Here is a 24,805-nt window from a genome sequence, read left to right on the forward strand (position 1 = left end):
TTAATACTTTTAAAAAGTGGCAGTAAGCCCTACTGTATAATACCTGGGCATCAGGTCCGTAGTTTCAGGATCCCAGTACTCCCATTTCCTGGCCCATACTATTGCATTGCGTACGCCTGCATAGATCTTGAACTGGCTCATATCCAGCCTCCGGGCTATAGCTGTGGGCAGCGAATAAGAGATGGATACATTATCCAGGCGGATATATGTTTTATCAATTGCGCGCTTAGGCGTTATATTCTGCACATTAGTGGAGTTGAGCCTGGCGTAGGTATCAGACGGGTGATCCGGCGTCCAGTATTTCCGCACATAGGAGCTGCTCCAGGTGGTGCCTGCGCCAAAATTATTCAGGTAATCATCAGAAATTGCCTTATGCCCCCAGTTAGCGTACATATTGAAGGATACTTCAAAGTTCCTGAACAGGGTGAAATCATTGCGCAGCCCCCAGCGAAAACGTGGGGTGGTGTAACCCAGGAACTGTTTATCTTCATTCGTATATTTTCCGTCACCGTTCACATCCTCCACTTTCACATCCCCGGGTATTTCGCCGTATTTGGCAGCCTGCTCCCTTTCGCTTTCCTGCCATATGCCCTGTACCTTATAATCCCATATGGTGGCAATATCATGCCCAATGAACCATTTGTTGGATATATCATCAATCTCCCTGGATCCCGTTACTTTGCCGTTGGCGTCTACCACATCCTCATACGTATAGTATAGGTGTTTGATCTGGTTCCTGTTAGCGGATAAATTGAACGTGGTGGTCCATTCAAAGTTCTTCCTATCCATGTTCAGCGAGGTAAGCCCCAGCTCGAAACCCTTGTTCACCACTTCACCCAGGTTGGTAGTTACAACGGTGAACCCGGTAAAATCAGGCAGGTTCTGGTCCATGAGTAGGTCTGTAGTTGGCATATTATAGAACTCCAGGTTACCCGTGATACGGTTCTTGAGGAAACCAAAGTCCAGTCCTATGTTCCAGGCTGAGGTAGCCTCCCATTTCAGGTTGTAGTTGGCCATCCGGTCCACGTACAATTGTGACAGTTCATATACTGTGCCATCCGGCTGCACGTATGGATAACGCCCGGTACCAGTGGTAAGGTTAGATAAGGCCTGGTATATATCGATGGAACGGTTACCGTTCATGCCCCAGGACAAGCGCAGCTTGCCGGTGCTCATGGGCGCCCAGTGGAAAAAGCTTTCGTTGGCGAAATTCCACGCAAACGCCAGCGAGGGGAATGTAGCCCTTGGATTAGACGCGCCAAATGCGGAGTACCCATCCCGGCGTATAGACGCGGTTAGCATATACCGGTTATCGTATGAGTAGAACAAGCGGGCCATCAGCGCATCGCCGGTGCTTCTACGGTCATCACTGCTGACAGTGGTCTTTAAAGGATTACCGGCGCCCACGTTATGAAAGCCCAGGGCGTCTGTTGGGGAAAAATCCCTGGCCACGATCTTATCTTCCCATGACCGGTGCTCCTCCGCATTCTGTAAGAGCGTTACCTTCACGCTATGCTTTTTTGCAAAAGTGTAGTCCCATGAAATGATGTTATCTATCTGCCAATCAAATTTCTTTTCATTTTCCCGCACCACTTTGCCATTATCCGTCCACAAGGGGTTCAGCGCAGACTCGTGATACCTGTAATAGAACCACTGCATGCGCGGGGAGAAGTTCAGCTGGTAAGAGATATTAAAAGGCAGTTTAATAGTCTGGTAAAGGGTGGTGTTTAAAACGGTAAATCCCCTTTCATACTGTTTATACTGGTTATTGTAAGCCGTACTTGTACCATGGTTCACGCTGGCTCCCATGGGATAGGGATCCAATATTCCGTTGGAGTCATAAGGTAGTGCAAAAGGCGAATTATTGATGATCTGGCCTTTCCAGTCTGTAACGAGGTTGCCGTCGTTGTTATCCGGGTCCCGGTCTGTACGGTCCTGGAAATTGATGTTCACGCCGGTATGCATCCACTTGTTCACCTTTCCGTCTAATTTGATGTTACCTCTGTAGGCGCGGTATTTATCCCCCACCACAATGCCCTCGTTATTCAGGTAGCCCAGTGACATATAATAATTGACCGCATCCTTATGCCTGCCGGAAAAGCTTACGTTATAGTTCTGCTGTAATCCGTGCTGGAAAGAGTGGTCGAACCAGTCATAGGTCTGGCCTTTAGCATAGTTTGCCCGCTCTTTGTCAAACAGGCCTATACGCTGCAGCCAGATATCGTCCGGGCTGCCGGTGAGGGCGTCATAAGCCAGCCAGTCATCCATTGAAATACCGTATTTCGCCAGATTTTCGGTCGTGGGTTTCACATATTTTGCCGGGGTGGCCCACCGGGAGGTACTGTTAAACAGGTCCGTACGGTAGTTCAGGTAGCCCTGCGCGTCATACACGGGCCTTTTTTTGCCCAGCACGCCTACACCGGTACTGGCGTCAAAGCGGATGGTGGGTTTATCTGTTGCGCCTTTTTTCGTGGTGATGATGACCACGCCGTTAGCCGATTTGGCGCCATAAATGGCGGCGGCGGAGGCATCTTTCAGCACATCAAAGTGTTCTATGTCCTGGGGATTTATTTCAGAGAGCTCTCCAAAGAATATAACGCCATCCAGCACAATGAGCGGGTCATTGCTGGCCTTCAGGGACCGTTGGCCGCGTACCTGCATTTCGCCCCCGCCTTTTGCGGCGTTATTCTGCTGAACAGATAGCCCCGGTATGCCACTCCGCAGCAGGTCCTGTACGGAGCGCGGGCTTTCTTTTTGCAGTTTGGCCGTCTTTAGCTGGCTGATAGCGCCGGTAAGATCTTTCTTCTGCATGGTGCCATAGCCCACTACCACCACCTCATTCATGTTTTGCTGCTGGTTCTTTAGCTGCACCCGCAGGGAGAAATCGGCGCCGGCCTTGAGCGTATAACCGGAAATAATTTGCGTTTCAAACCCAATGAAGGAAAAAGTAAAACTGTATCCAGCTCCCGCGGGTAAACGGTTAAAGGTAAAAACGCCGCTGCTGTCTGTTTGCACAGCAGCTGAAAAATTGTTTGTTGCATTTTTAACGGTAACGCTCACTCCCCAGAGCGGCACTCCCTCCTCTTCGCTTCTTACGATGCCGGTAACATCCGCACGGCTTTGCGCACGAAGCAGGAGCGGGAAAAGGCAATAGATCGCTAATATGCCCAGCAGGGCATACGTGGAATTCCATTTTTTCATGTTTACGTGTACTATCTAGTTAGGCAATAGAAGATCTGTCGTTGACTTAAGCAACGTCACAGGAAGTTGACACCCGTATATTTTGGTTAATTTTTCTTTTTTATGATATAACTACCGTCTTCTTTTTCAATGACAAGATTGTTGAGCAGACCTATATCTTCCAGTATATTTTCCAGGCTGTCTGTTTTATGCATCCTTCCTGAAAAATACTTAGTGTGTATGTCTGACGGATAGTAATAAATATCTACCTGGTAATAGCTGCTAAGCTGATCAAATACTTCTGACAGCGGCGAGGTATCAAAAGTGTACCAGTCCGGCCTCTGCACCGTGCGGGCATTATTATTGGCAATACCTGCTTTAACCAGATGCTCCGCGGGTATATGGCGTGTTACGCTGGCCAGCATGGTGTTTTTATTATACGTCAGCTCATCGCCCGGTAACAGGATCACCTTTTGCTTCCATGTTATCTGCGTGGTGTCAGCCGCCGCTACCTGCACTTTCCCATCATGCACTTTTACCTTTATTACATTACTTTCCGTAAATGCCTGTACCGTAAAGGAAGTGCCCAATACCGTTGTTAACAGCTTGTCTGAATACACGGCAAAGGGCCGGGCTTTATCCGTGGCAGCGTCAAATAAGGCCTGCCCGGATAAAAAAACAGTCCTGTCTTTTTCTGATACAAATGGTTCATAATACCGGATGCTGCTGTTTGGCGATAATGTTACGGCAGAACCATCCTCCAACATTATCTTCATCAGCGTATCTGTAGTATTCCTTTTTTCCACCATCTGCTCCGTTCCGCCCACAGCGGCTCCGTTCTGTGCCACAAAGGCTTTTTTGCCGGATGGATATAACCACAGCAATCCCACTACCAACCCGGCAGACGCCGCAGCTGCCAGCCAGGCCGTTTTAACCCTTCTGCCTTTCTTAAAAGAGTGCCTGCTTACCGTTTTAAATAATCTGCCGGAAAGTGCTGGATCCAGCCCGTCTTTTGCCTCAAAATTGTCCCAGTCCTCATCCGTCATATAGTTATTCCATTCTTCAGGATTATTCCGAAAATATTCCAGCACCAGCGCTTTCTCAGCCTCACTGCACTCATTCCTGAAATACTTGTCAATTAATTCCCGTTGTATCATTTCCAGTTAAGATTATTGGGGCCTTCTTAATTATATCGTGTGAAAAAAGGGCATCCCCTAATGAGAAGAAAAGTTTTTTTTACCGCAGCAGGTATACCAGTAGCAGGAGTGTCAGAATATTGCGCAAATGCTTGATAGCGAGGGTCATATGGTTTTCTACGGTTTTTACGGACAGGGAGAGCAATTCGGCAATTTCTTTATAGGATTTAAATTCATAGCGGCTGAGCTCGAACACTTTTCTCCGGACCGGGGGCATCTTATGGACCAGTTGTCTTATCCGTTGCTGCAGCTCTTTTACCTCTACCGCCTCCGCGCTATTGGACGTATCAGCTTCCGTAGGCTTTTCCTGTTGCTGTAATTTGCCTCTGACAGCTTCTTTCCGGAACAGGTCAATGGTAGTGGCGCGGGCAATATGGAATATGAGCTTAGCTACCGGCTCTGACTCGTTCAGGTGCTGCCGGTAATTCCATAATTTAATGAAGGTGATCTGGGTAACCTCTTCCGCCATATATTCAGAATGCGTCTTGGACAGCACATATAGGTACACCTTTCCGTGATATTCATTGAATAATTCTTTGAAAACGGAAGCATCCCCTTCTTTCAATGCAGCAATCGTGGTAAACGTGGACATGATCTAAATATGAAAACCGCTATTGCCTGGTAAAATACAAAAAAAACAACAGGTTGCTAATGTGTGGACAATTATAGCACAAACGTACCAATGCTTTTAATTATCTTGCATTTACCGCTTCAACACAAGCACCTCAATTACGTTGAAGCACCCAATCACTTTCTCTTAACCTAACTATGTGAACTATGCGCAACCTTTACCCCCTATTGCTGCTGCTCCTGACGGGAATGCACAGTTACAGCCAAAACACCTCGCTCAGCCCCAGGTATACAACGCCAGACAGCGCGCAGATCCTGGATTTCCGGTATGGCAAGGTGTTAACCGTTAAACAAAATGGCGCTACAGCCACCTACCGGTTGGCAGATATAGCCACCGGCAACGCAATTACCGTTCCTTTTACGGGCAATACAGCCCCAATACCCGGCAACCCATACGGATATGTTTTCCGCGGATGGGTAACGCCTTATGGCGCCCTTATACAAGCACCCTCCAGCTACCTTGGCCCCTATACTACTCCCTTATATGAGTATAACCAGGGTACGGTTACCCAACTTACGCAAGTAACAAACAGCGTAAGCACGGCGGGCGATTATGTGTTGTGGACAAGCACCGACTCAGCCAGCCATGGGCTGATCCTCCGCAACATGGCCAGTCATCAGCAGCAGCTGATAGCAGATAGTGTAATAAGCGGCTCTGCAGTGGCCGCTAACGGCCTGGTGGCATATGCAACCCGTGGCGATTTTAGCAGCGCGCACCTGTACCGTTATCAGAACGGGGCAAATACCTTAATTGACCAATGGGAACTTCCGTATCCTAATCCTGATTATCCACCCCAGTTCTATAGCATCAGTACAGATGGCGAAGGCATTGCTTATCTGAGAAGCCCGGATGAAATTGGCTCCCGCGTGTACGTATACAATCACGATTCCGTTAGCTATGTGCTCACCCAGGGCGATTACGGCGGCTATGCTGATTTTCCCATAGCCAGCTATGGCGCTCCGCTGATCAACAACGGGTATGTAGGCGGCATCCTGCTTTCTGCCCCCTACTATTATAATGTACAAGGGCAGGTATATACGCGCGATCAGCAGGGCGTGCTGCGGAATGTGCTACCCATACAAACAGGATCCGCTGTTGGCATCGCCAACATGCTTGCCATTTCGCCCCAAGGTGATATTGCCGTAGCCGCCAAATCCGGCAATAATTATGCAACCTATATCATTAACCAGGATGGCAGCGCGGTAAAAAAGGTAGCGGATGAGAGCCTGCGGGCGTATTATGAAGATAGTACCTGGTTTGTTGCCAGCGACCGGACCATATATGCTGTTAACCTGGATACCGCTGCGCGGCATTACATTACGCCTATCACCAAACAGGTATACACCCATAACCGGGTACCCATTACATCCGCTGATTTCCTGTCGCATTATATAGGCCCTGACAGCGGCATGGGGCGCCTGGAAAAGATCCAGTTCCTCTCCCTTCCTAAAAAGGGACTGCTTGTTGCAGCCAATAACCAGCCGGTATACCCCACCAACATCAGTTTTAACCGGGATATGCTGGACTCACTCAAATACAGCGCTTTTAGTGTTCCGGGCAAAGATACCATCCGCTGGCGCGCGTTTGATGGTTTAAAGTGGACAAACGATACTTCTATTTATGTGACAGTGCTGCCCGCGCCGGATACCATCACGCCTTTTGAGCGTACCACGCTGGCAGGTAAGCCTATCCGGTTCTGGTCCGTAAACTTTAAACAGCATTTTACGGGCAAGCTGGCCGGCATCCGCATCAACCGCCTGCCTGCTTACGGTAAGCTCACCATTGGCGGCAAACAAATTTTTTATGAAAGAAGCCGGGATATTACCCTGGCAGAGATAGATAGCATGTATTATACGCCTAACCCCAATATCATTGGCGTAGATACTTTACAGTGGATGGCTTATAATGGCACAAGTTATACGCCCAATGATACGCCGGCCATTCTACGCGTATTCCCGGAACTGAATACACCGCCTATTTTAAGAACCGTAGAAAGCAGCTACAGCCAGAGCGGAGCGGCCGATACTATTCTTATTTCTAATTACCCCAGGGCACAGGCATATACCGATGTAACGGCAGTGGTGGATAATATACAGGCGCTGCCCATTGCGCCCGACCATAGTTTTGTGATAGTACCATCGGATCTTAGCGTGGGCGCACATCAGCTGAAGGTGTTGTTCAAAAACCGGCTGGATAGCATTAGCGTATTAAAAAGCTTTACCATTACCAGTCCGTTTGCCCCTATGATGGTAGGTGGAGAACTGCACCGGCCGTTAACGGCGGAGCAGGGGGTACAGGTATGGCCTAACCCATTCAGCGGGCAGTTCACGATCAGCGGGTTGGATGCCAATAACAACTATACGCTGCGGTTGTATGATGTACAGGGACGGCTGGCGCTTACTGAGCGCTCGTTTAATTTAAGCAGGAAGGTGGTGTTACCAGGCGTTAACAAGGGAATGTATGTGCTGGAAGTGTATGATGATAAAAATAAGAAAGTGGTAAAAAGTATACAGCTATTGAAGTTGTAGTATATAGTAGCCCTGCGTATAAGCTTACGCAGGGCTATTTTTCTGACAACTAAAAACCTCAATACTCATCACTGGTAATCCCAAAACCCAGGTTCATATCCGCCGTATACTCCGGTTGCTCCTGCACGGCTGTCATCACAAATTCAAACGTAGGCTCCAACCCCATGCTTTGCCTGGTTTGACCACCCAGCACAGTAACCGTATACCAGCCATTGGGCAGCGCTATATTGGCTACCCGGTGCTTTTTTAGCAAGCGCACCTTTTCCGCTGTATAGTCCCGTAAATAGGGAATGGTATACAAGTAGACGCTTTCATGGGCTACCTTAAGAATATACCCCTCCCTTTTTATCTGCAGATCATTGCCTTCTTTCATTAACTCAGGGGTTTCTCCGGAGAGGTTGAAATATATGGTATATGGGTAATTTTCAATACCCGGTAATGGCACCATAATACCTTCTTTGACAACATTATCCCCCTCCTCACTGGTTGTAAACTCCGTTACCAGGTCATTGGGCAGGTGGTGCTCCTCTTTATACTGCAAAAGCAGATCAGGATCTCCCAGGATGAAATAATTAACAAGGTCATTGAGAACTTCTTCGAATTTTACGACAGCCATGGTTTAACAGTTATACGGGAAATTACATAAAATATTTTCCTTCCGGGGTATCCGGCTAATTCCACCCTGGACCCCGGCCCTTGGCCCATACTGGACCCCTAACCATCTGCACATTGCCTGTAGCTTTGTATATTATGCCACCGTTTTACCATCTTATCGTTACGGACCGTCATCTGAAAGTTCCCATTGCAAGACAGATCAGCAATCAGATCGTAAACCTGATCCGTGATGGCGTTATTGTGCCGGGGGCTGCCCTGCCGGCTACGCGGTCATTGGCGGACTTAATTAAGACCAACCGGAAAACGGTGGTAAGGGCTTACGATGACTTGTTAAGCCAGGACTGGATAGAGGCGCTGCCCCGCCGCGGATACCGGGTTAAGCAGGACCTGCCGGTACTTAAACCAAGATCATTTCAACCACCCAATAAGTTTGCCGCCGTTACTGAAATACCGCCCGCGGTAGCCGCTAATGAGGATATCTATGCCCTGATCAGGACCACGGTACCGGAACACGAGATCATTGTTAATGACGGAATGCCGGATCACCGGCTGACGCCTGTGCATGATATGCTCCGCGAGCTCCGCAGACAGGCAGATAATATTTCACTGGCCCGCTCCATGTATTACCTGGATGATGGCGGAGCCCCCACCCTTAAAGCCGCTACGGCCAGCTTTATAAACAGCTCCCGGGGATTAAATGTGAACGACAGGAACGTTGTTATCACCAGAGGGGCACAAATGGCCATCTTCCTGGCAGTTTCACTATTTGTTAAACCGGGTGATCATGTTGTGGTAACTGATCCCAATTATATTTTCGCAGACGAATCATTCCTGCATGCCGGCGCCATCATCAACCGGGTAAGCGTGGACGCAGAAGGTATGGTGGTAGAAGAGCTGGAAGACATTCTGCAGCAGCGGAAGATCAAGATGTTATATATCGCGCCCCACCATCACCACCCTACAACAGTGACCATGAGCGCTGAAAGACGGCTGAAATTATTACAGCTGATCAACAAATATGATTTTTATGTGATCGAGGACGATTATGACTACGATTTCCACCATGAAAACCGCCCGATCCTCCCGCTTGCCGCAAGTGGCCATGGCGGTAAGATCATCTATGTAGGCTCATATGGCAAACTGGTGGGCCCCACCGTGAGGATGGGATTCCTGATCGCGTCGCCGGAAGTGGTAAACCAGGTAAACCGCCTGAAGCGTCTCATTGACCTGAAAGGCGATACCCTTATGGAGTATGTGATTGCCGACATGATAGTTTCCGGGGCACTGGACAGGCATATTAAAAATACCAACAAAATATACGCTCAGCGGCGCAAGCTTTTTTCGCATCTATTAACCGAATACTTAGACGATGAGCTGCATTTTGAGCCGCCGCAGGGAGGGCTTGCTTTATGGGTAAAGCTGGCTGCGCGGCATGATCTAAAGCAGGTCATGAGAAGAGCCGGTAACAACGGGCTTCATTTACTGGGAAGTTTTTGCCTGGACCCTGACAATCCTCATGGCAATTCCATCCGGTTAGGATTTGCATCCCTTTCTGATGAGGAGATTGCCCAGGTGGTAGAGGTACTGCGCACCGTGTTAAAGTAGCGCGGGCAATTCTCACTAATTCACTGGACCATCCCGGACTGCTATAGCTGGACCCCGGATCACAGCATAAGCGGCAATATCTTTACGCCGCTTACTAATAAATAGCAGACTAACATGAAAACCGTAAAGGCGTTACTTTATTATCTTGGGATCAGCAACGGTGTAACCGGTATCTGGGCACTCTTTTTCCCCAAGCAATTTTACACCAGCTTTCCAGGGTTCGGGTTTCACTGGATTGATATTATGGGACCATTCAGTGATCACCTTACCAGGGATGTGGGCGCGTTCTTTTGTGCGATAGGTTCAATGGCCATTTTTGCTGTTATAAGACCAGCTATAAATAAAATCAGGCTAGCCTGCTATTCCAATCTTGTTTTTGCGGTTCCGCACCTTATTTATCATTGTTACATGATCCATATGTTCCCTACTGCCGCGGATAAGTTCTGGGGAATTCTGGCGTTGGCACTGGGTGCAATTGCGCCGGTTATCATCTTGCTGAAACTGAATGTAACAAAATCCATCTGATGAAAAAGAGCATCTTCTTATCCGCCATAGTATGTTTACTGGCAGGCGCCATCACCGCATTCAACACCATAAAAGCTGATAGCGGAGAACTATCCCTGAATTTTAAACATGTTGTAAATGGCGTTCCCTTAAAGCTTAATGATAACAGCGCCCACTACGCCAACGCAAACAACGACGAGTATACCGTCAGCACTTTCAAGTACTATATAAGTAATATCACGCTTACCACCACAAAAGGAAAAGATGTAGTAATACCAAACATCTGTTTCCTGATAAATGCGGCCGATCCCGCCTCACTTAAACAAAGCATAACGGGCGTACCAGCCGGCAAATACAAGGGTATTAGCTTTACTATCGGCGTGGACAGCGCCCGTAATTTTGCCGGCGCTCAAACGGGCTGCCTTGACCCGGCTAATGGTATGTTCTGGACCTGGAACAGCGGATATATATTCCTGAAACTGGAAGGGTACTCACCGCAGTCAACTGCCAAACTGCACAAGCTTACCTTTCATGTAGGCGGTATAAAGCGGCAAAATACCCTTCGCACTTTTTCGCATTCGTTTAATAAACCGTTGCAGATACATGGAAACGAGCCGGCAGCAATATCCATCACCACCGATGCCGCCGCCCTGTTCAAAGGGCAAAACCTGGTAGACTTTGCAAAGTTGAACTCCACCATGGGCGGGCCTAATGCCGTGCTCATAGCAGACAACTACAAGAACGGGCTTTTTTCTATAACAAATGTGCAGCAAGGTAGGTATGAAAATTAAACTATTGGTGTTTGCAGCGGGTTTGCTATTTATTGCCGGCGTTAATACATTTAGCGGCCTGGCAGACAACGCGTTCAATACCGGCGACACCGTATTGTTTAAAACACCGGAAAATTTCCCATCTCCGGTGTATACGTTCCAGGGCAATCCGCTTACTTTAAATGGCTTTAAGCTAGGCCGGGAACTGTTCTACGACCCGATCCTGTCTAAAGACAGATCAATATCCTGCGCCAATTGCCACCAGCAATTTGCAGCGTTTGCCCAACTGGATCATCCGGTAAGCCATGGGGTGGATGACTGCCTTGGTACCCGCAATACCCCTGCCCTGTTTAACCTGGCCTGGCAGCAGGAGTTTATGTGGGATGGCGGCGTCAATCATATTGAAGTATCGCCGCTTAATGCGCTCACGAGCGATTGCGAGATGGCTAATAACTTACCGGAGATTGTGGACCGGTTAAAAAAGTCTGATAAATATATAGCGCTTTTTCAACAGGCTTTTCATACCACTGACATCAACTCCCAGTTACTGCTTAAAGCGCTTACACAATTTACAGGAACGCTTATATCTGCCAATGCTAAGTATGATAAGGTGATGCGGCATGAAGAGGGCGCACAGTTCGATAGCGAAGAAGCAGCCGGCTATACTTTGTTTAAAGCAAAGTGCGCAGCCTGCCACCGGGAGCCGCTGTTTACAGACCTTTCGTACCGTAGCAACGGCCTGGACACCCGTTCTGATGACGCCGGCAGGGATACCATTACACACCAGGATGCTGATCATGGGCTGTTTAAGGTGCCTTCCCTGCGGAATGTGGAAGTATCCGGCCCTTATATGCACGACGGGCGCTTTGACAATTTAGCGCAGGTGCTGGAGCATTATAATGCCGGAATGGCCAGTCCGGACAATCTGGACCCGCTGTTTAAACCAGCGACCAAACCGGGCATCACGTTAAGCATGCAGGAGCAAACGCAACTGACCGCTTTTCTGAAAACATTGACAGATCACGAATTTTTAACTGATCCTGCATTCCAGGACACCCATAAAAACAATGAACAATATGAGTAAAAGAGTAGTTATCCGGGAGAAAGAGCCAAAGGCCTATGAGATCATGTTTGAGTTTGAAAAGTATCTTTCCAAAACCAATTTAGCGCCCTCCTTAAAGGAGCTTATCAAGATCAGGGTTTCTCAGATCAACGGCTGTGCATTCTGCATAGACCTGCACACGAAAGACGCCCGGAAAATGGGAGAAACGGAACAGCGGATCTTTGCGCTGAGCGCATGGCGGGAAACGCCGTTTTTTAATGAAACGGAAAGGGCGGTGCTGGCGTTGGCGGAAGAAATTACATTTATACACAAAGGCGTTTCTGACGAGACTTACCAACAGGCCGCCAGACTGATGGACGAACAAACACTGTCACAGGCCATCATGGCAATTATTGCTATCAACGCCTGGAACAGGATTGGTATTACCACACACCAGCAGCCCAGTTTAGATTAACGGATCTGCGCATAAAAAAAGGGAGTTGCCACATGATGACAACTCCCTTTTTTTTGAATGCTAATATCATTCCGGAGCGATGAAAGGTTTGCCTTTGTCGCCAATGAAAACAGCGAGTAATTTAACGGGTTTGGTCTTGCTCAGATTCTTCGTGGACCCGTGCAATTTGTTAGGCTCTTCATAAAAAGCATCGCCGGCTTTATAATGATACACCTTACCGTCAAATGTAGATTCAAATTCGCCTTCTATCACATAAGCGAAAGTAGGTATCGGGTGACGGTGGCCGGGAGACACTTCACCTGGCTCAAAAGTTACCAGCACCATTTTCACTTCCTGGTTCTTCAGGGAGGCCGTATTTAACAATTTTGTAAGCACTACCTGCGGTGGCGTTTTTGTAACGTCGTCATGCTGTTGTGCCTTTACGGAGGTGATGAAAAAGCCGGTAATTGCCAATGCGGTCAATGCTAATTTTCTCATGATCTTTAATTTTATCAGGCAAAATTAGCTGCTGCGCTGGACCCGTTCAGGGTCCAGTTATGAAAGAGTGGATGGGCCACGGGCTGGCCCCTACTCTGCTTTAAGGCTGTTTACAGGGTTCACAACAGCCGCTTTTACCGCCTGGTAGCTTACGGTTGCCAGTGTGATCAGCAGTGCGCCGATGGCCGCGATCGCAAATATCCACCAGGATAGTTGTGTGCGGTAATTGTATTGCAGCAGCCAGCGATGCAGGAAGTACCAGGCCAACGGAATTGCGATGGCACAGGAGATCACCACCAGCCCTACAAAATCTTTCGACAGCATTTGCCAGAGATTGAAGACAGACGCGCCCAGCACTTTGCGTATGCCGATCTCCTTTGTACGTTTTTCCGCCACAAAAGACGCCAATCCAAACAGCCCCAGACAGGAAATAAAAATGGCCAGCACCGCAAAGAAAGTGATCAGATTACCAACACGCTCTTCGTCGTTGAATTTTTTGGCATATTCTTCATCTATGAATTTATATACAAAGGGACTGCCGGGATTGTACCGGGCAAATACGGCTGATATTTTGGCCAACCCTTCCCGCAGGGGAACACCGGGTTTGATGCGAACAGTGATTATCCGGGCCCAGGCAGGGTTAAGGTGAAAAATAACCGGCAGTACGGGCGCATAGGGAGATTCCATCACCATATCCTTTATTACACCAATGATAGGATGATCCTGGCCAAACACACGGATGACCTGTCCTATTGGTTCCTTAAAGCCGGTGAGTTTAACAGCAGATTCGTTTAATATAAGCGCGCCGGTATCGGCAGGGTAACTCCGGGAAAAGTCGCGTCCTTCCTTTATGGTCCAGCCAACTGTATTACCAAAATCATGAGACACGGCAATGGTGCCGGGGCTTACTACAGTGGCAGGATCCTTCCCTTTCCAGTCGATCAGGTTATTAGACCATACTTCTGTAGTGGCACTGTTAGACTGCGCCATATCTGCAACGGCGCCGGTTTGCAGTAGCTCATTCCGGATGGCGTCATAATGTTCCTGCCCTTGTATATCCGGCGTATTCATATCAATTGTGATAAGGCCTTCGCGGGTATACCCCACCGGCCGGTGGCGCGCGTGCTGTACCTGGCGGTAAACGATAAAGGTGCTGATCATTAGCGCTATGGACACCGTGAATTGTATTACTACCAGCGCTTTGCGGGGAACTGCCGCAAAACGGCCTGCCCGGAAAGTACCTTTCAGCACCTTTACCGGTTCGAAACCGGAAAGGTAAAATGCCGGATAGCTGCCGGAAACAAGCCCGGTCAGTAAAGTGAAGCCCAGTACAAACAACCAGAACAGTGGAGCGCTCCAGGGAATGGACATCAATTTATCAGAGAGGCCGTTGAAGAATGGCAGGGATAGCTGCACCAGCAAGAGGGCAATTACCAGCGCCAACAATGCCACTGTCAGCGATTCGCTGAGGAACTGCCCGATCAGCTGCCCGCGGAATGAGCCAATGGCCTTGCGGATACCTACTTCGCGGCTGCGCTTTTCACTGCGGGCGGTGGAAAGGTTCATAAAATTAATACAGGCCAGCAGCAGTACAAATATGCCAATGGCGCCTATCAGCCGTACCATGCCGATACGGCCACCCGTTTGAAGACCGTCCTTAAACTCGCTGTAGAGATGCCATTTTTCCATAGGGATCAACACCAGCGCCTCCTTGGTAAATGTAATATGCACGGTAGGCACAGTTGCAATCTTACGGTTCACGTTATCAATATTGGCATGGTCCGCCAGCTGTACAAACAGCCGGCACATATGATTCTCCCACTCCGTTTGCGCCTTTTTTATCCATTCCGCGCCATTGACATATCTGCGCCAGGGCAGCAGCAGCTTCACGTTTCGATGCGTGGTATTATAAGGCAGGTCTTCATAGACGCCTGCCACTTTCATATCTATTTTGTTATCCAGGCGAAGTATCTGGTTCAGGGGATCAGCATCGCCGAAAAGCGCCCTGGCGGTTGATTGCGCCAATAGCAAAGAAGAAGGGTCTTTTAATGCGTCCGGCGTGCCGCTTACCATTTTCAGGAACATATCAGGAAATGCCTCCTGCGCCCATACGCCTGTTTGCGAGATCTTTTTATCACCTGTGGCCAGGATATGCGCCTCTTCGTACGACACCAGGGTTACGTGTTTGAAATCGTCCGCATACTTATCGCGGAGCTCATATCCCATCGGTATGGAGGCGGTTCCCCCTGTATAAACAACATTATCAAACGTGGCCTCTACCATTACCTGTGCTATCCGCTTATAATGCCTATGATAGGTATCAAAGGAAACCTCATCCCAGATCCAGAGCCCGATCAGTAACGCCACCGCCATGCCGGTGGCCAGGCCCGTAATATTGATGGCGGAGTATAATTTGCTGTGCCGCAGGTTGCGGAAGGCAATCTTCAGGTAGTTTTTCAGCATAAACGTTTCATTATAAGGCAGTGATGTAAAGGGAAAGCGAACAATGTACCAAAGAGCTAAGTTATTAGTGCTCAATAGTGTTTTAATGATCTTACTATTGGAGTTGTCCGGAATCGGACACTGGTGTTCATTAATGAAAACAGGACAAGCAGTAAAATACCACTTGTCCTGTTTGGAGATATTATCTGCCGGCGTTATTAGCGCGCTGTTTTTATCTCGCCGCCTTTTAAATTTATCAGGCCTGTATATACCTGGCCGTTTTTAAGCACTATGGCTTCCACCTGATGGATGTCCTGGTTAATATTATACTTACCCAAACGGGACATCATATTAATTTTTGTGACGCCATTTTTCTCTGCTGCCTGGAATTTAAGCAGGCTATAAGCGCCGGTTTTAAAACCCCAGCCCTCGCCGGCATCCCAATATAACTCGCCACTGGCTTTACCCTGGGCATCCAGGCATATAAACAGGGTTAGTTTGTCTATTGACTGTTCATTGGTATGCTGGATAGTTTTTCCTGCAGGAATAATGCTGCCGCCCTTGAGCAGCAGTTTCGCCTGATAGGGATCAGACTGATCGCCATCAACCAGCTGTAACGGTTCCCAGATCCCTTTAGGCAGTTGCGGGTCTTTGGCAAAAGAAGGTATCACCAGCAGATCTTTGCCGAGCAAAAATACCTGGTCCTCTGCCCTTAGCCCTGGATCTGCAGGATCGTCAAAAAACACGGGACACATTAACGGCAAGCCGGTTGTATGTGCATTGTAGAACAAGGTATAGAGGTAAGGCAGCAAACGGTATCGCCGTTCCAGCGCTATCCTTGACGTTTTTTCAATATCTGCGCCAAATGCCCAGGGCTCTTTGTCATTAGTGCCCGCGCAGGCATGGCCCCTGGCAAAAGGCATGAATACGCCAAAGCCCAGCCATTTTGCCCACAGATCTGCGCTGGTATTGCCTAAGAAACCGCCAATATCCGGTCCGCTAAAAGGCTGTCCGGATAAGCCAAGCGTAATGGACATGGGTACGGATACTTTCATAAACCGCTCATCGGCATAGTTATCCCCGGTCCAGGTGGCTGCAAAACGCTGCCCGCCCAGCAGGTTAGCCCGTGTTAAAATAAAGGGCCGTTTATCGGGTTTGGCAGCCATCACCCCCTCCCGGGTTGCCTGCACCATCAACCTGCCAAAAGCATTATGGTATAACAGGTGTGGCCCTGCCGGTAAGCCGCCGCCACCACGATGAGGCGTGTTATACGGCATGGTGCCCAGCCGCAGCTCCTTAGGGAAGTCGTTATCATTCACTGCAGGTTCATTCATATCATTCCAGATCCCATCCATACCGTTGGCCAGGAAATCACGATACAAGCCGGCCCACCACTGGCGGGTGCGGGGCATGGTAAAATCCGGAAAGGCGCAGTCGCCCGGCCATACTTTTCCATGGTATTCTTTTCCGGTGGTATCCTTCACCCAAACGTCCTTTGCCGTACCTGATTGATACACGGCGTAGCTGCTATCGAACTTAACGCCGGGATCTATCATAAACACGGAATGAAAATTCTTTGCGTGCAGGTCTGCATTCAGCTGCTTAGGGTTGGGGAAATTCTTTTTGCTAAAGGTGAATACCCGGTAACCTTCCATATAGTCGATATCCATCCAGATGGCATCACAGGGGATCTGTTTTAAACGGAAGGTATCCGCAATCTCCCTTACGCGTTTTTCCGTGCCATAGGAGAAGCGGCATTGCTGGTAACCTAAGGCCCACCTGGGCGGCATTTCAATAGTGCCGGTTAATTCCGCCAGCCCTTTTACTACATCCTGCGGAGATTTCCGGTCTATCACAAACACCCGGAACAGGGCGCCTTCCGTATTAAATTCGATCTTATCCGGGTTGGTGGTCAGCTCAGATTTCCAGGGGCTGTCAAACAGGATCCCAAAGGCGGTGCCGTCTTTTCTTACGCCCAGTACCCAGGGGTGGGTTTGGTAAAGCCGCTTGCCATCGTCTGTACCATAGGCGCCGTTATCTGTGTTCCAGAGTTTGATGGTTTGACCATTCCTCAGCAGCGGGCCGGTTACTTCTCCTCCCCCATACAGGCTGATCTCGCCTTTCAAACGAACACTGGCATTTGCCTTACCATCTGTTAAGGAAAATTCAGGGATGATGCTCCAGCTGGCCGGCACGGCGGCATGTATGGATGGATTGCCCTGTAGCATCAATGACGGCGTTTTGGATGCATCAAAACCGGCCGGAATAAAGGCCGCAATTGAATTGCCTACTAGGCCGGATTGTTTGATTGGAATATCCTGCGCATAAGACGCGGACCATAGAAAGAACGCAATAAAAAACAGGTAATATCTCGACGATCGTGTCATGAAATAACTGGCAGTTAGGTGAATGAATTGAAAAACCTGCTGCCCCATACCATAACACGGTTGGGACAGCAGGTGGAATGTTAGCACAAAGGACTTTAGTAGCCCGGGTTTTGTACAAATTGCGGGTTGGCGCCCATAATATCGCGGCCTATCGGGAATATGATCGTGTGGTTATCTGGATCTGGTTTCTTATCCCACCAGGTGCCGGTAGTAAATACGCCCCAGCGGATCAGATCCGTACGGCGGCGGTTTTCGCCAAAGAACTCGCGGCCCCATTCATCCAGCATCTCCTGGTCAGTGAGCTGGCTGCCATCTGGTTTATACAGGCTTGGAGAACCGGCCGGGTAGTTGCGCTGGCGCACGGCATTCAGCAGAATTGCGGCGCCCGCCTTATCGCCCGTGCGGTATTTACATTCCGCAAGCGTATAATAGATCTCTGACAAACGCACCTCTGCATAGGCGGATGTAATACGGTTAGGATCAGGTGTAGGATACAGCGGATATTTCAGGAAAAATACACCGGAGTTATGGTCCGCATGATCCATATTTGATGTCTTATCCGAAATTTTTGTCCCGGGTTTTGCATCAAAGAACCATCCCACCTGGTCGCGGATAAACAGCGGGTAGTTGCCCTTATTGCCCTTCACAGAGTCCGTTACCAGCCGGCCGTTCACCTGGTGCTGGTATGGCAGGTAGCCGAAAAGGAACATGCCTTCACGTTTACTGTTGCCCAGGTTCTTGTACAGTTTCAGGCGATAGTCATCGGGGTAATGCTGGAACTTAACAAAAGGTTTGCCCAGTTTAAAGCTATATTCAACGCTATCTACATCCCTGCCGGGTTGCAGCGCGTATTTGGGATTGGACTGACCAAAGTCCGTAAATCCGCAATATAAGGGCGCGGCATCGTAGGTCAATGCCCAGAAATACATACCGCCATCATACTGCCAGTGCGTACGCGCCAGCGTGGATGGGAAGCCATAGATCACTTCTGACTGAGGGCCGGTATTGGTATAATCAAAAGGCGCATCCCAGCGGGTATCCAGCTGATAGCTGCCATATTTGCCGTCTATGATATCCTGGCTAAGTTTGGCGCAATCTGCAAACTTGTCCTGGTTAATATACACTTTGGCGTTGAAATACAGGCGCATCAGCAATGCGGCTGCGCCAGCCTGTGTCCAGCGGCCAATGCTGTTATTGGTGGTTCCGTCAATGACCAGTGCTTCGCGTTTAGGCAGATCCGGCAGGGCTGCCTTCAACTCTGACTCAATGTAGTTAAAGGTTTCTTCCGGAGTTGATTGTTTGTTGCCCTGGGTGGTATGTTTTACATCTGTTATGATCTCGATATTACGGTAAAAATCAAAAGCCCTTAAATATAACCAGGCCCGCAATGTTCTAAGCTCCGCTTTAAAATCGGCCAGCTCTGTTGCCGTAACATTGAGTTTAACCGGGTCTGTAATACTTTCCATATCCTGCAGCGAGTTGGTGCAGAGTACTATACCCTGGTAAAAAGCGGTCCAGGAATCACTGGTGAACCTATCTGTTGTATTCCAGGTGTGATAGTGCATGCGCTGGTAGTAACCCCCATCCTGCCAATCGCCCTGGCGGTTAAAGGTGCCTATCTCGTCCGTGCTGTTTTCCTCAACGGAATAACTATCGCCTCCCTGTATGCTCCAATAAGAGTGCTCAAATGGCCGCAAAAAATCCCTGATCACATCATCGCGCCTGGTAAGGAACTGTGACTGATCCACTTTATCATAAACATGCTCATCCAATTTTGTGCAGCTTCCCAGCATCAGGGCGGCGGCCAAAGTGGCGTTTGTTATATATTTCTTATACGTGTTTTTCATACTGTACCGGTTGATTGTTTAGAATGTTGCCTGTATGCCGCCCAGCATCTGGATGGTAGACGGGTAAAAGTCCAGCTTATAACCGTCTTTTATATTGCCTTGTACACCGGGTGTTAAGCCGTTCACAGGGTACAGGTCCGGGTCGCCGCCTGTAAAGCTGGTAAAGGTATGCAGGTTGCTTACGGCTGCATAGATCCTTAGCGCCTGCAGGTATTTAGAGTTGATCTGGAGGTTATAACCCAGCGTTATGTTGTCGATCTTGACAAAAGAGCCTGACTCCAGGTAATAATCTGAAGGACGCAATGTGGTTCCCGCCTGTGTGATCTTCGCATATTTGTTGCCCGGATCATAGGCTGATTTTAAGGTATTGGAGCCGGCTTGCGCAACCGGGGTACCTAAGTAAAACGCCCGCATGTTGAACAACTTGTAACCAAAGTTGCCGCGAAGGAAGATGTTAAGGTCCCAGTTCTTATACGTGAACTGATTACCCAGCGAGCCCGTGAATTTAGGCAGACCATTGCCTACAAACTGGTAATCATCCCTGCTCGTTTGGTTGGCCGGTACAATCGTTCCATCTTTTTTATAAGCCAGCAGAGAGCCGTCTTTATCTATACCCGCGGATCTTAACATATAAAAATCCCCGATACGGTGGCCTTCCTGCAAACGCTGGATCTCACCGGGCGTACCTGGCGAAGGCAAACCAGCCACATCCTGGAAGGGAGCGCCCTGGTACAATGCATTGGAGAAGGAAACGAATTTGTTACTATTATAAGCGGTGGTAAAGGATACGTTATAGTTAAACGCCCTGTTCCGTATTACCGCTGCGCTCAGCTGGATCTCCAGGCCGGAGTTCTTCATGGTTCCTACATTCGTAAATGTTTTCGCCTGCGCGTTCGGTGGCAGCGGCACATTATAGTCGCCCAACAGGTCTTTGTTGGTACGTACATAATAGTTCACGGAACCGGATATACGGCTGTCAAATATTTCAAAGTCAACGCCTACGTTAAAGTTGATCGCTTTTTCCCAGCCCAGCAGGGGGTTAATGTTCTGTGAGGGGCCATATACCTGGTAAGGCACTCCGTTAAAGGTGAAATAACCGTACCCGCCATATAAAAGCAGGGATTTATAGCTGTCAAAATCCTGGTTGCCCGTTATACCATAGTCCGCCCTCAGTTTCAGGTCGTTCAACCAGCTGATCCTGTTCTGCATAAACCCTTCATCAGAAATACGCCAGGCAACTGACACCGCCGGGAAATTCCCCCATTTGCTATTGAGGCCAAATTTTGAGGAGCCTTCGTGGCGGAGGCTGGCGGTCAGGATATACTTATTATCAAAATCATAGTTTATCCTGCCGTAGAATGCCGCCAGTTTGGAATCATTCTGGGTAGAGGATACTGCATCCTGCCCATAGCCCGCGCCGCCGCCATTATAGGTACCTGAGCCCAGGTTGTTCCACTGGTAGAAATCAAACGGGATATCGTAGTTATGAGCTTTGAATTGCTGGTAGTTGAAGTAGCTGTAAGAATAGCCCCCGAGTACCTTAAAGTGATTCTTTTTAATATCGAGCGCGTAGTTGACCGTCCATTCCAGGTTCCGCTGATCGTTGTCTATCTGTTCCTGGGAGGCCTCGTTTGTTTTAGTGGTCAGATCGGAATGCACAACGGTTGTCAGTGTAGACGGGCTGAAATTCAGATTCTTGTAGGACGATTTGATATTAGATACTGTTACCGTAGAATACAGATTCTTCAGAAGATTCACCTTCAGGGAGCCGCTCATATCCAGTTCCTTTATCTCTGCCTCGCTCTTTATAAGCTTGGCCCTTTCAACCGGGTTATTTGCGTTGAAGGGCTGGTTGTTAATAAAATTATATCCCACGCCATCGTAGACAGGTATAGTAGGGTTCAGCGTGATCGCATTGGTAAAATTGCCCTTGTCAGCGTTGCTGGTATGCATATACCGGGGCGCCACGTTCAGCGAAACCGTATATACATCGCTTTTGGAGGTATGGTTCAGGTTCACACGGGCGCCATATTCCTTTTTATTGGCGCGCAGATCGATCCCGTTGGCATACCGGTAGTCGCCGGAGGCAAAATAGTTATCCTTTGCCGTTCCGCCGGAGATCTGTACCGTATGTTTCTGCGCATAGGCCACGGAACGGGTAACCGATTTTATCCAATCCGTGTTACCTCCAAAGTCGGTAGCCTGGGATTGCGGCACATTCACCCGGTACTTACGGAACTCGTCGGCTGTAAGCAGATCCGGCGCCATGGTCAGTTTATCCATGGTGAAATAGCCGTTGTACACCAGCTTTGATTCGCCTGTGCCTTTTTTGGTAGTAATAATAATAACGCCATTACTACCACGGGTACCATAGATAGCCGAAGCGGCGCCGCCTTTCAGCACGTCAATAGACTCTATATCATTTTGGTTAATATTATCAATATTACCACCCGGCACCCCGTTTATAACGTACAAGGGGCCCAGGCCCGCGCTGCGGGACGACACTCCGCGCAGCTGGATATCCGGCATGGAGTTCGGATCTGCAGTGGCGGTGTTGGAGATAGTCAATCCCGCTACTTTTCCCTGGAGAGCCATCAGCGGGTTATTGGCAGCGACGGTTTTCAGATCCTTGGCGCTCACGTGTGTGATGGCGCTGGATACCTCTTTCCTGGATAATGTACCATAACCCACACTTACTACCTCAACGCCTTCAAGATTCTGGCTTGACGCCGACAGCTTCACTGTTATGGCGCCCTGGTCGGTCACAGGGATCGTCTGTGTAGTGTAATTAAGAGAAGAAACGATCAACTGACGGGCATCTGCCGTCAACGTTAACCGGAAAGTACCATTTCCATCAGTGGCGGTACCCGTACTACCGCCTGCAATTCTGACAGTCGCCCCGGGTATGGGAGTACCGGTAGCGGCATCAATCACTTTTCCATCTATGACCCTGTTTTGCGCAATTGCCGGAAGTACGAGGGCAAAAATGAGCGCGAGAGTACTCGATAATCGTAGAATTTTTGTTAGCATAACAAGTCTGCTTAATTGGTTCATAAACGCGGACATTCATCGTTCATCGCTGCAGCGGATGATTGGTGACGCCAACCGCCGGTCATGGCGTTTTTATTGGCGGACCAAATTAAATCACTAATGAGGCGTGTGATCCCCTACCGGCGCCGCCCGGTACGAAAATCTAACCGTTTCTAAAATTATTTGTTTGATAACCAATTATTTATTTCGATCATTGCACTGGAAAATCTAACGCTTCGGGAGGCGTTTTTACTGGGTTATTGAACAAAAAGCGGCTATTTTTACCGCAACAGCATACGGAAATTGGTTTTCAGGCAGTATGGCCAAGGGGACAAAAATGGTCAGGCCACTGATTTTAGAGCGGGTTAAATTAATTTCGAATCGGGAAACATCATTTGGGGGACCACCGCTATATACGGCGGGAAAATTACGCATTACCTTAAAATTAGATCGCTGATCTATATGAATAAAGTATTATCTATTCTACTCCTTCTGCTTATATACATTAATGGATTTTCACAAACCAGTAAATCTGACAGTCTGCTAGGGGTGCTGAAATTTGAGCTGACCAGGGAAAACGCCTACAACCTGGACAAAGAAAAACGGATCAACCTATTGCGGTTTGAACTGCTGCAAACGGACAGCGCGGATTTTGATGCGCAGTTTGACCTCTATTCCCGGATCTTTGAAGAGTACCGCTCCTTCAAATTTGATTCTGCCTTTGCTTATGTGAGACGGATCATCCGCCTGTGCACCAAATTCGGGAAAGAGGACCGCCTGGTCCGGAGTAAGCTCCTGCTGGGAACTACGCTACTCAATTCCGGCTTTTTTAAGGAAGCTTTTGATGTTACCGGCGAAATAGACACGGCGATCCTGTCCCAGGCGCTAAAAACCGAATACCTGATCCTGCATGCGCGGCTGAATGCCGGTATTGCAGAATATGATAATGACGCTTACTTCTCCCCCAGCTATCGGAACCAATCGGAGGCCGATTTTAAAAAGGCGGAGATCGTTACCCCTTCCAATGATTTTGAGCAGACCATTAACCAGGCCTTCCTGCCGGATTCCGTCAGGCATCAAAAATTAACGGCGGACTATTTCTATGATTATATTATCCGCCGGCGCCTGCCGGAACATACTGTTGCCATGGTGGCCACCCGGATCAGTTTTGCCTACACGGGCCGGGACCGGGTCCGTTTTCTGGCGTTGGCCGCCATCAATGATATCCGTTCCTCCACCAAAGAAACGCTGGCCATATTTTTATTGGGACAGGAGCTGTTTAAAATGGATAACATCAATGACGCCTATATCTGCATGCAGGAGGCCGCCCGCAATGCCAAATTCTATGGCGCCAGGAACCGCGCGGTACAGATTGAATCCATTCTGCCGCTGGTCGCCAGTAAACTGATCGATCAAAAACAACATGAAAAGGATAAGTTGCTTATTGGCCTGCTCCTGTTTTTGATCGTTGCCGTGGTATTATTCTTCCTGCTGGTGATCTACCGCAGGCAAATTTTACGGATCAAGGCCAATGAGCGGGTGATAAAGGAGAAAAACAGTGAATTGGAAACCGTGAATGGGAAGCTTTGGGAATCTTCTAAGATCAAGGAGGAATTGATCGGGTTGTTCTTTAAGACCTGCTCATCATATATAGATACCTTAGATAAAATTAAACATCAAACCCTGCATAATATCAAACTGGGGAAATATAAGGATGTTGGCCAGTTTTTAAACAATGTGCATATAGACGAGGAAAAAGGGAATTTATACAACATGCTGGATAGCGTATTTTTAACGATGTTCCCCAATTTCATTGCTTCTTTTAATACGCTGTTGAAAAAGGAAGACCAGATCTGGCCTAAGTCAGGAGAAACATTGAATGCTACGCTGAGGATCTTTGCCCTGATGCGGTTGGGAATAAGCGAGCATGAGGCCATTGCCAAGATACTGGATTATAGCGTTAGTACGGTGTATACGTATAAAACGCGGATCAAGTCGCGGGCATTGGTACCGGCAAATGATTTTGAGCAGAAGATAATGGAGATCAAGTTTATTGATAGTAATCAGTATTGAGCA

Annotated in this window: 16 protein-coding genes; 7 read left to right on the plus strand and 9 right to left on the minus strand. The window is 48.5% G+C overall.

Going from position 1 to position 24,805, the window contains the following annotated elements; translation table 11 throughout:
- Positions 1-9 precede the first annotated feature (9 nt).
- The 3 genes from F0L74_RS12775 to F0L74_RS12785 all read right to left on the minus strand — a co-directional run bounded on the left by F0L74_RS12775 (position 10) and on the right by F0L74_RS12785 (position 4,968).
- Complete coding sequence (locus F0L74_RS12775) at positions 10-3,201, minus strand: SusC/RagA family TonB-linked outer membrane protein (RefSeq protein ID WP_149838244.1); 3,192 nt, start codon at positions 3,199-3,201, stop codon at positions 10-12.
- Between the two features lie 86 nt (positions 3,202-3,287).
- Positions 3,288-4,337 (minus strand): FecR family protein, encoded by a 1,050-nt coding sequence (locus F0L74_RS12780; RefSeq protein ID WP_149838245.1) that lies wholly within the window; start codon positions 4,335-4,337, stop codon positions 3,288-3,290.
- A gap of 79 nt (positions 4,338-4,416) precedes the next feature.
- A complete protein-coding gene (locus F0L74_RS12785; protein WP_149838246.1) occupies positions 4,417-4,968 on the minus strand; it encodes an RNA polymerase sigma-70 factor in 552 nt (183 codons plus the stop codon).
- 185 nt (positions 4,969-5,153) lie between these two features.
- On the opposite strand from F0L74_RS12785, the gene F0L74_RS12790 reads away from it, so the two are divergent.
- Positions 5,154-7,535, plus strand: coding sequence for a T9SS type A sorting domain-containing protein (locus F0L74_RS12790; protein ID WP_149838247.1), 2,382 nt, complete (start codon positions 5,154-5,156; stop codon positions 7,533-7,535).
- 58 nt (positions 7,536-7,593) lie between these two features.
- On the opposite strand, the gene F0L74_RS12795 is transcribed toward F0L74_RS12790, so the two are convergent.
- Positions 7,594-8,151 carry a hypothetical protein gene (locus F0L74_RS12795; RefSeq protein ID WP_149838248.1) on the minus strand — a complete coding sequence of 186 codons (558 nt, stop codon included), beginning with the start codon at positions 8,149-8,151 and terminating at the stop codon, positions 7,594-7,596.
- Positions 8,152-8,285: 134 nt separating this feature from the next.
- Between F0L74_RS12795 and F0L74_RS12800 the strand changes: the two genes are divergently transcribed.
- The 5 genes from F0L74_RS12800 (at position 8,286) to F0L74_RS12820 (ending at position 12,546) form a co-directional block, all read left to right on the plus strand.
- Positions 8,286-9,755, plus strand: coding sequence for an aminotransferase-like domain-containing protein (locus tag F0L74_RS12800; RefSeq protein ID WP_149838249.1), 1,470 nt, complete (start codon positions 8,286-8,288; stop codon positions 9,753-9,755).
- 114 nt (positions 9,756-9,869) lie between these two features.
- Positions 9,870-10,280, plus strand: a complete 411-nt coding sequence (locus F0L74_RS12805; protein WP_149838250.1) for a hypothetical protein — start codon at positions 9,870-9,872, stop codon at positions 10,278-10,280.
- Entirely contained in the window at positions 10,280-11,050 is a 771-nt protein-coding gene (locus tag F0L74_RS12810) for an MbnP family protein (RefSeq protein WP_149838251.1), read from the plus strand. Before F0L74_RS12805 ends, F0L74_RS12810 begins: the two co-directional genes overlap by 1 nt.
- Entirely contained in the window at positions 11,040-12,113 is a 1,074-nt protein-coding gene (locus F0L74_RS12815; RefSeq protein WP_149838252.1) for a cytochrome-c peroxidase, read from the plus strand. The genes F0L74_RS12810 and F0L74_RS12815 overlap by 11 nt, the downstream gene beginning before the upstream one ends.
- Positions 12,106-12,546, plus strand: coding sequence for a carboxymuconolactone decarboxylase family protein (locus tag F0L74_RS12820; RefSeq protein WP_149838253.1), 441 nt, complete (start codon positions 12,106-12,108; stop codon positions 12,544-12,546). Before F0L74_RS12815 ends, F0L74_RS12820 begins: the two co-directional genes overlap by 8 nt.
- A 66-nt stretch (positions 12,547-12,612) precedes the next feature.
- Here F0L74_RS12820 and F0L74_RS12825 read toward each other — a convergent pair whose 3' ends face one another.
- The 5 genes from F0L74_RS12825 to F0L74_RS12845 form a co-directional block, all read right to left on the minus strand.
- Entirely contained in the window at positions 12,613-13,023 is a 411-nt protein-coding gene (locus tag F0L74_RS12825) for a cupin domain-containing protein (protein ID WP_149838254.1), read from the minus strand.
- Positions 13,024-13,113: 90 nt separating this feature from the next.
- Positions 13,114-15,486, minus strand: coding sequence for an ABC transporter permease (locus F0L74_RS12830; protein ID WP_149838255.1), 2,373 nt, complete (start codon positions 15,484-15,486; stop codon positions 13,114-13,116).
- Positions 15,487-15,683: 197 nt separating this feature from the next.
- Complete coding sequence (locus tag F0L74_RS12835; protein ID WP_149838256.1) at positions 15,684-17,852, minus strand: TIM-barrel domain-containing protein; 2,169 nt, start codon at positions 17,850-17,852, stop codon at positions 15,684-15,686.
- Positions 17,853-17,947: 95 nt separating this feature from the next.
- On the minus strand, positions 17,948-19,699 hold the full coding sequence (locus tag F0L74_RS12840; RefSeq protein WP_149838257.1) for a RagB/SusD family nutrient uptake outer membrane protein: 1,752 nt from the start codon (positions 19,697-19,699) through the stop codon (positions 17,948-17,950).
- 18 nt (positions 19,700-19,717) lie between these two features.
- Complete coding sequence (locus F0L74_RS12845) at positions 19,718-22,729, minus strand: SusC/RagA family TonB-linked outer membrane protein (protein WP_149838258.1); 3,012 nt, start codon at positions 22,727-22,729, stop codon at positions 19,718-19,720.
- 462 nt (positions 22,730-23,191) lie between these two features.
- On the opposite strand from F0L74_RS12845, the gene susR reads away from it, so the two are divergent.
- Complete coding sequence (gene susR / locus F0L74_RS12850) at positions 23,192-24,802, plus strand: SusR family glycan utilization regulator (RefSeq protein ID WP_149838259.1); 1,611 nt, start codon at positions 23,192-23,194, stop codon at positions 24,800-24,802.
- The last annotated feature ends 3 nt before the right edge of the window (positions 24,803-24,805 follow it).

This window comes from Chitinophaga agrisoli (assembly GCF_008386695.1).
GTDB lineage: Bacteria > Bacteroidota > Bacteroidia > Chitinophagales > Chitinophagaceae > Chitinophaga > Chitinophaga agrisoli.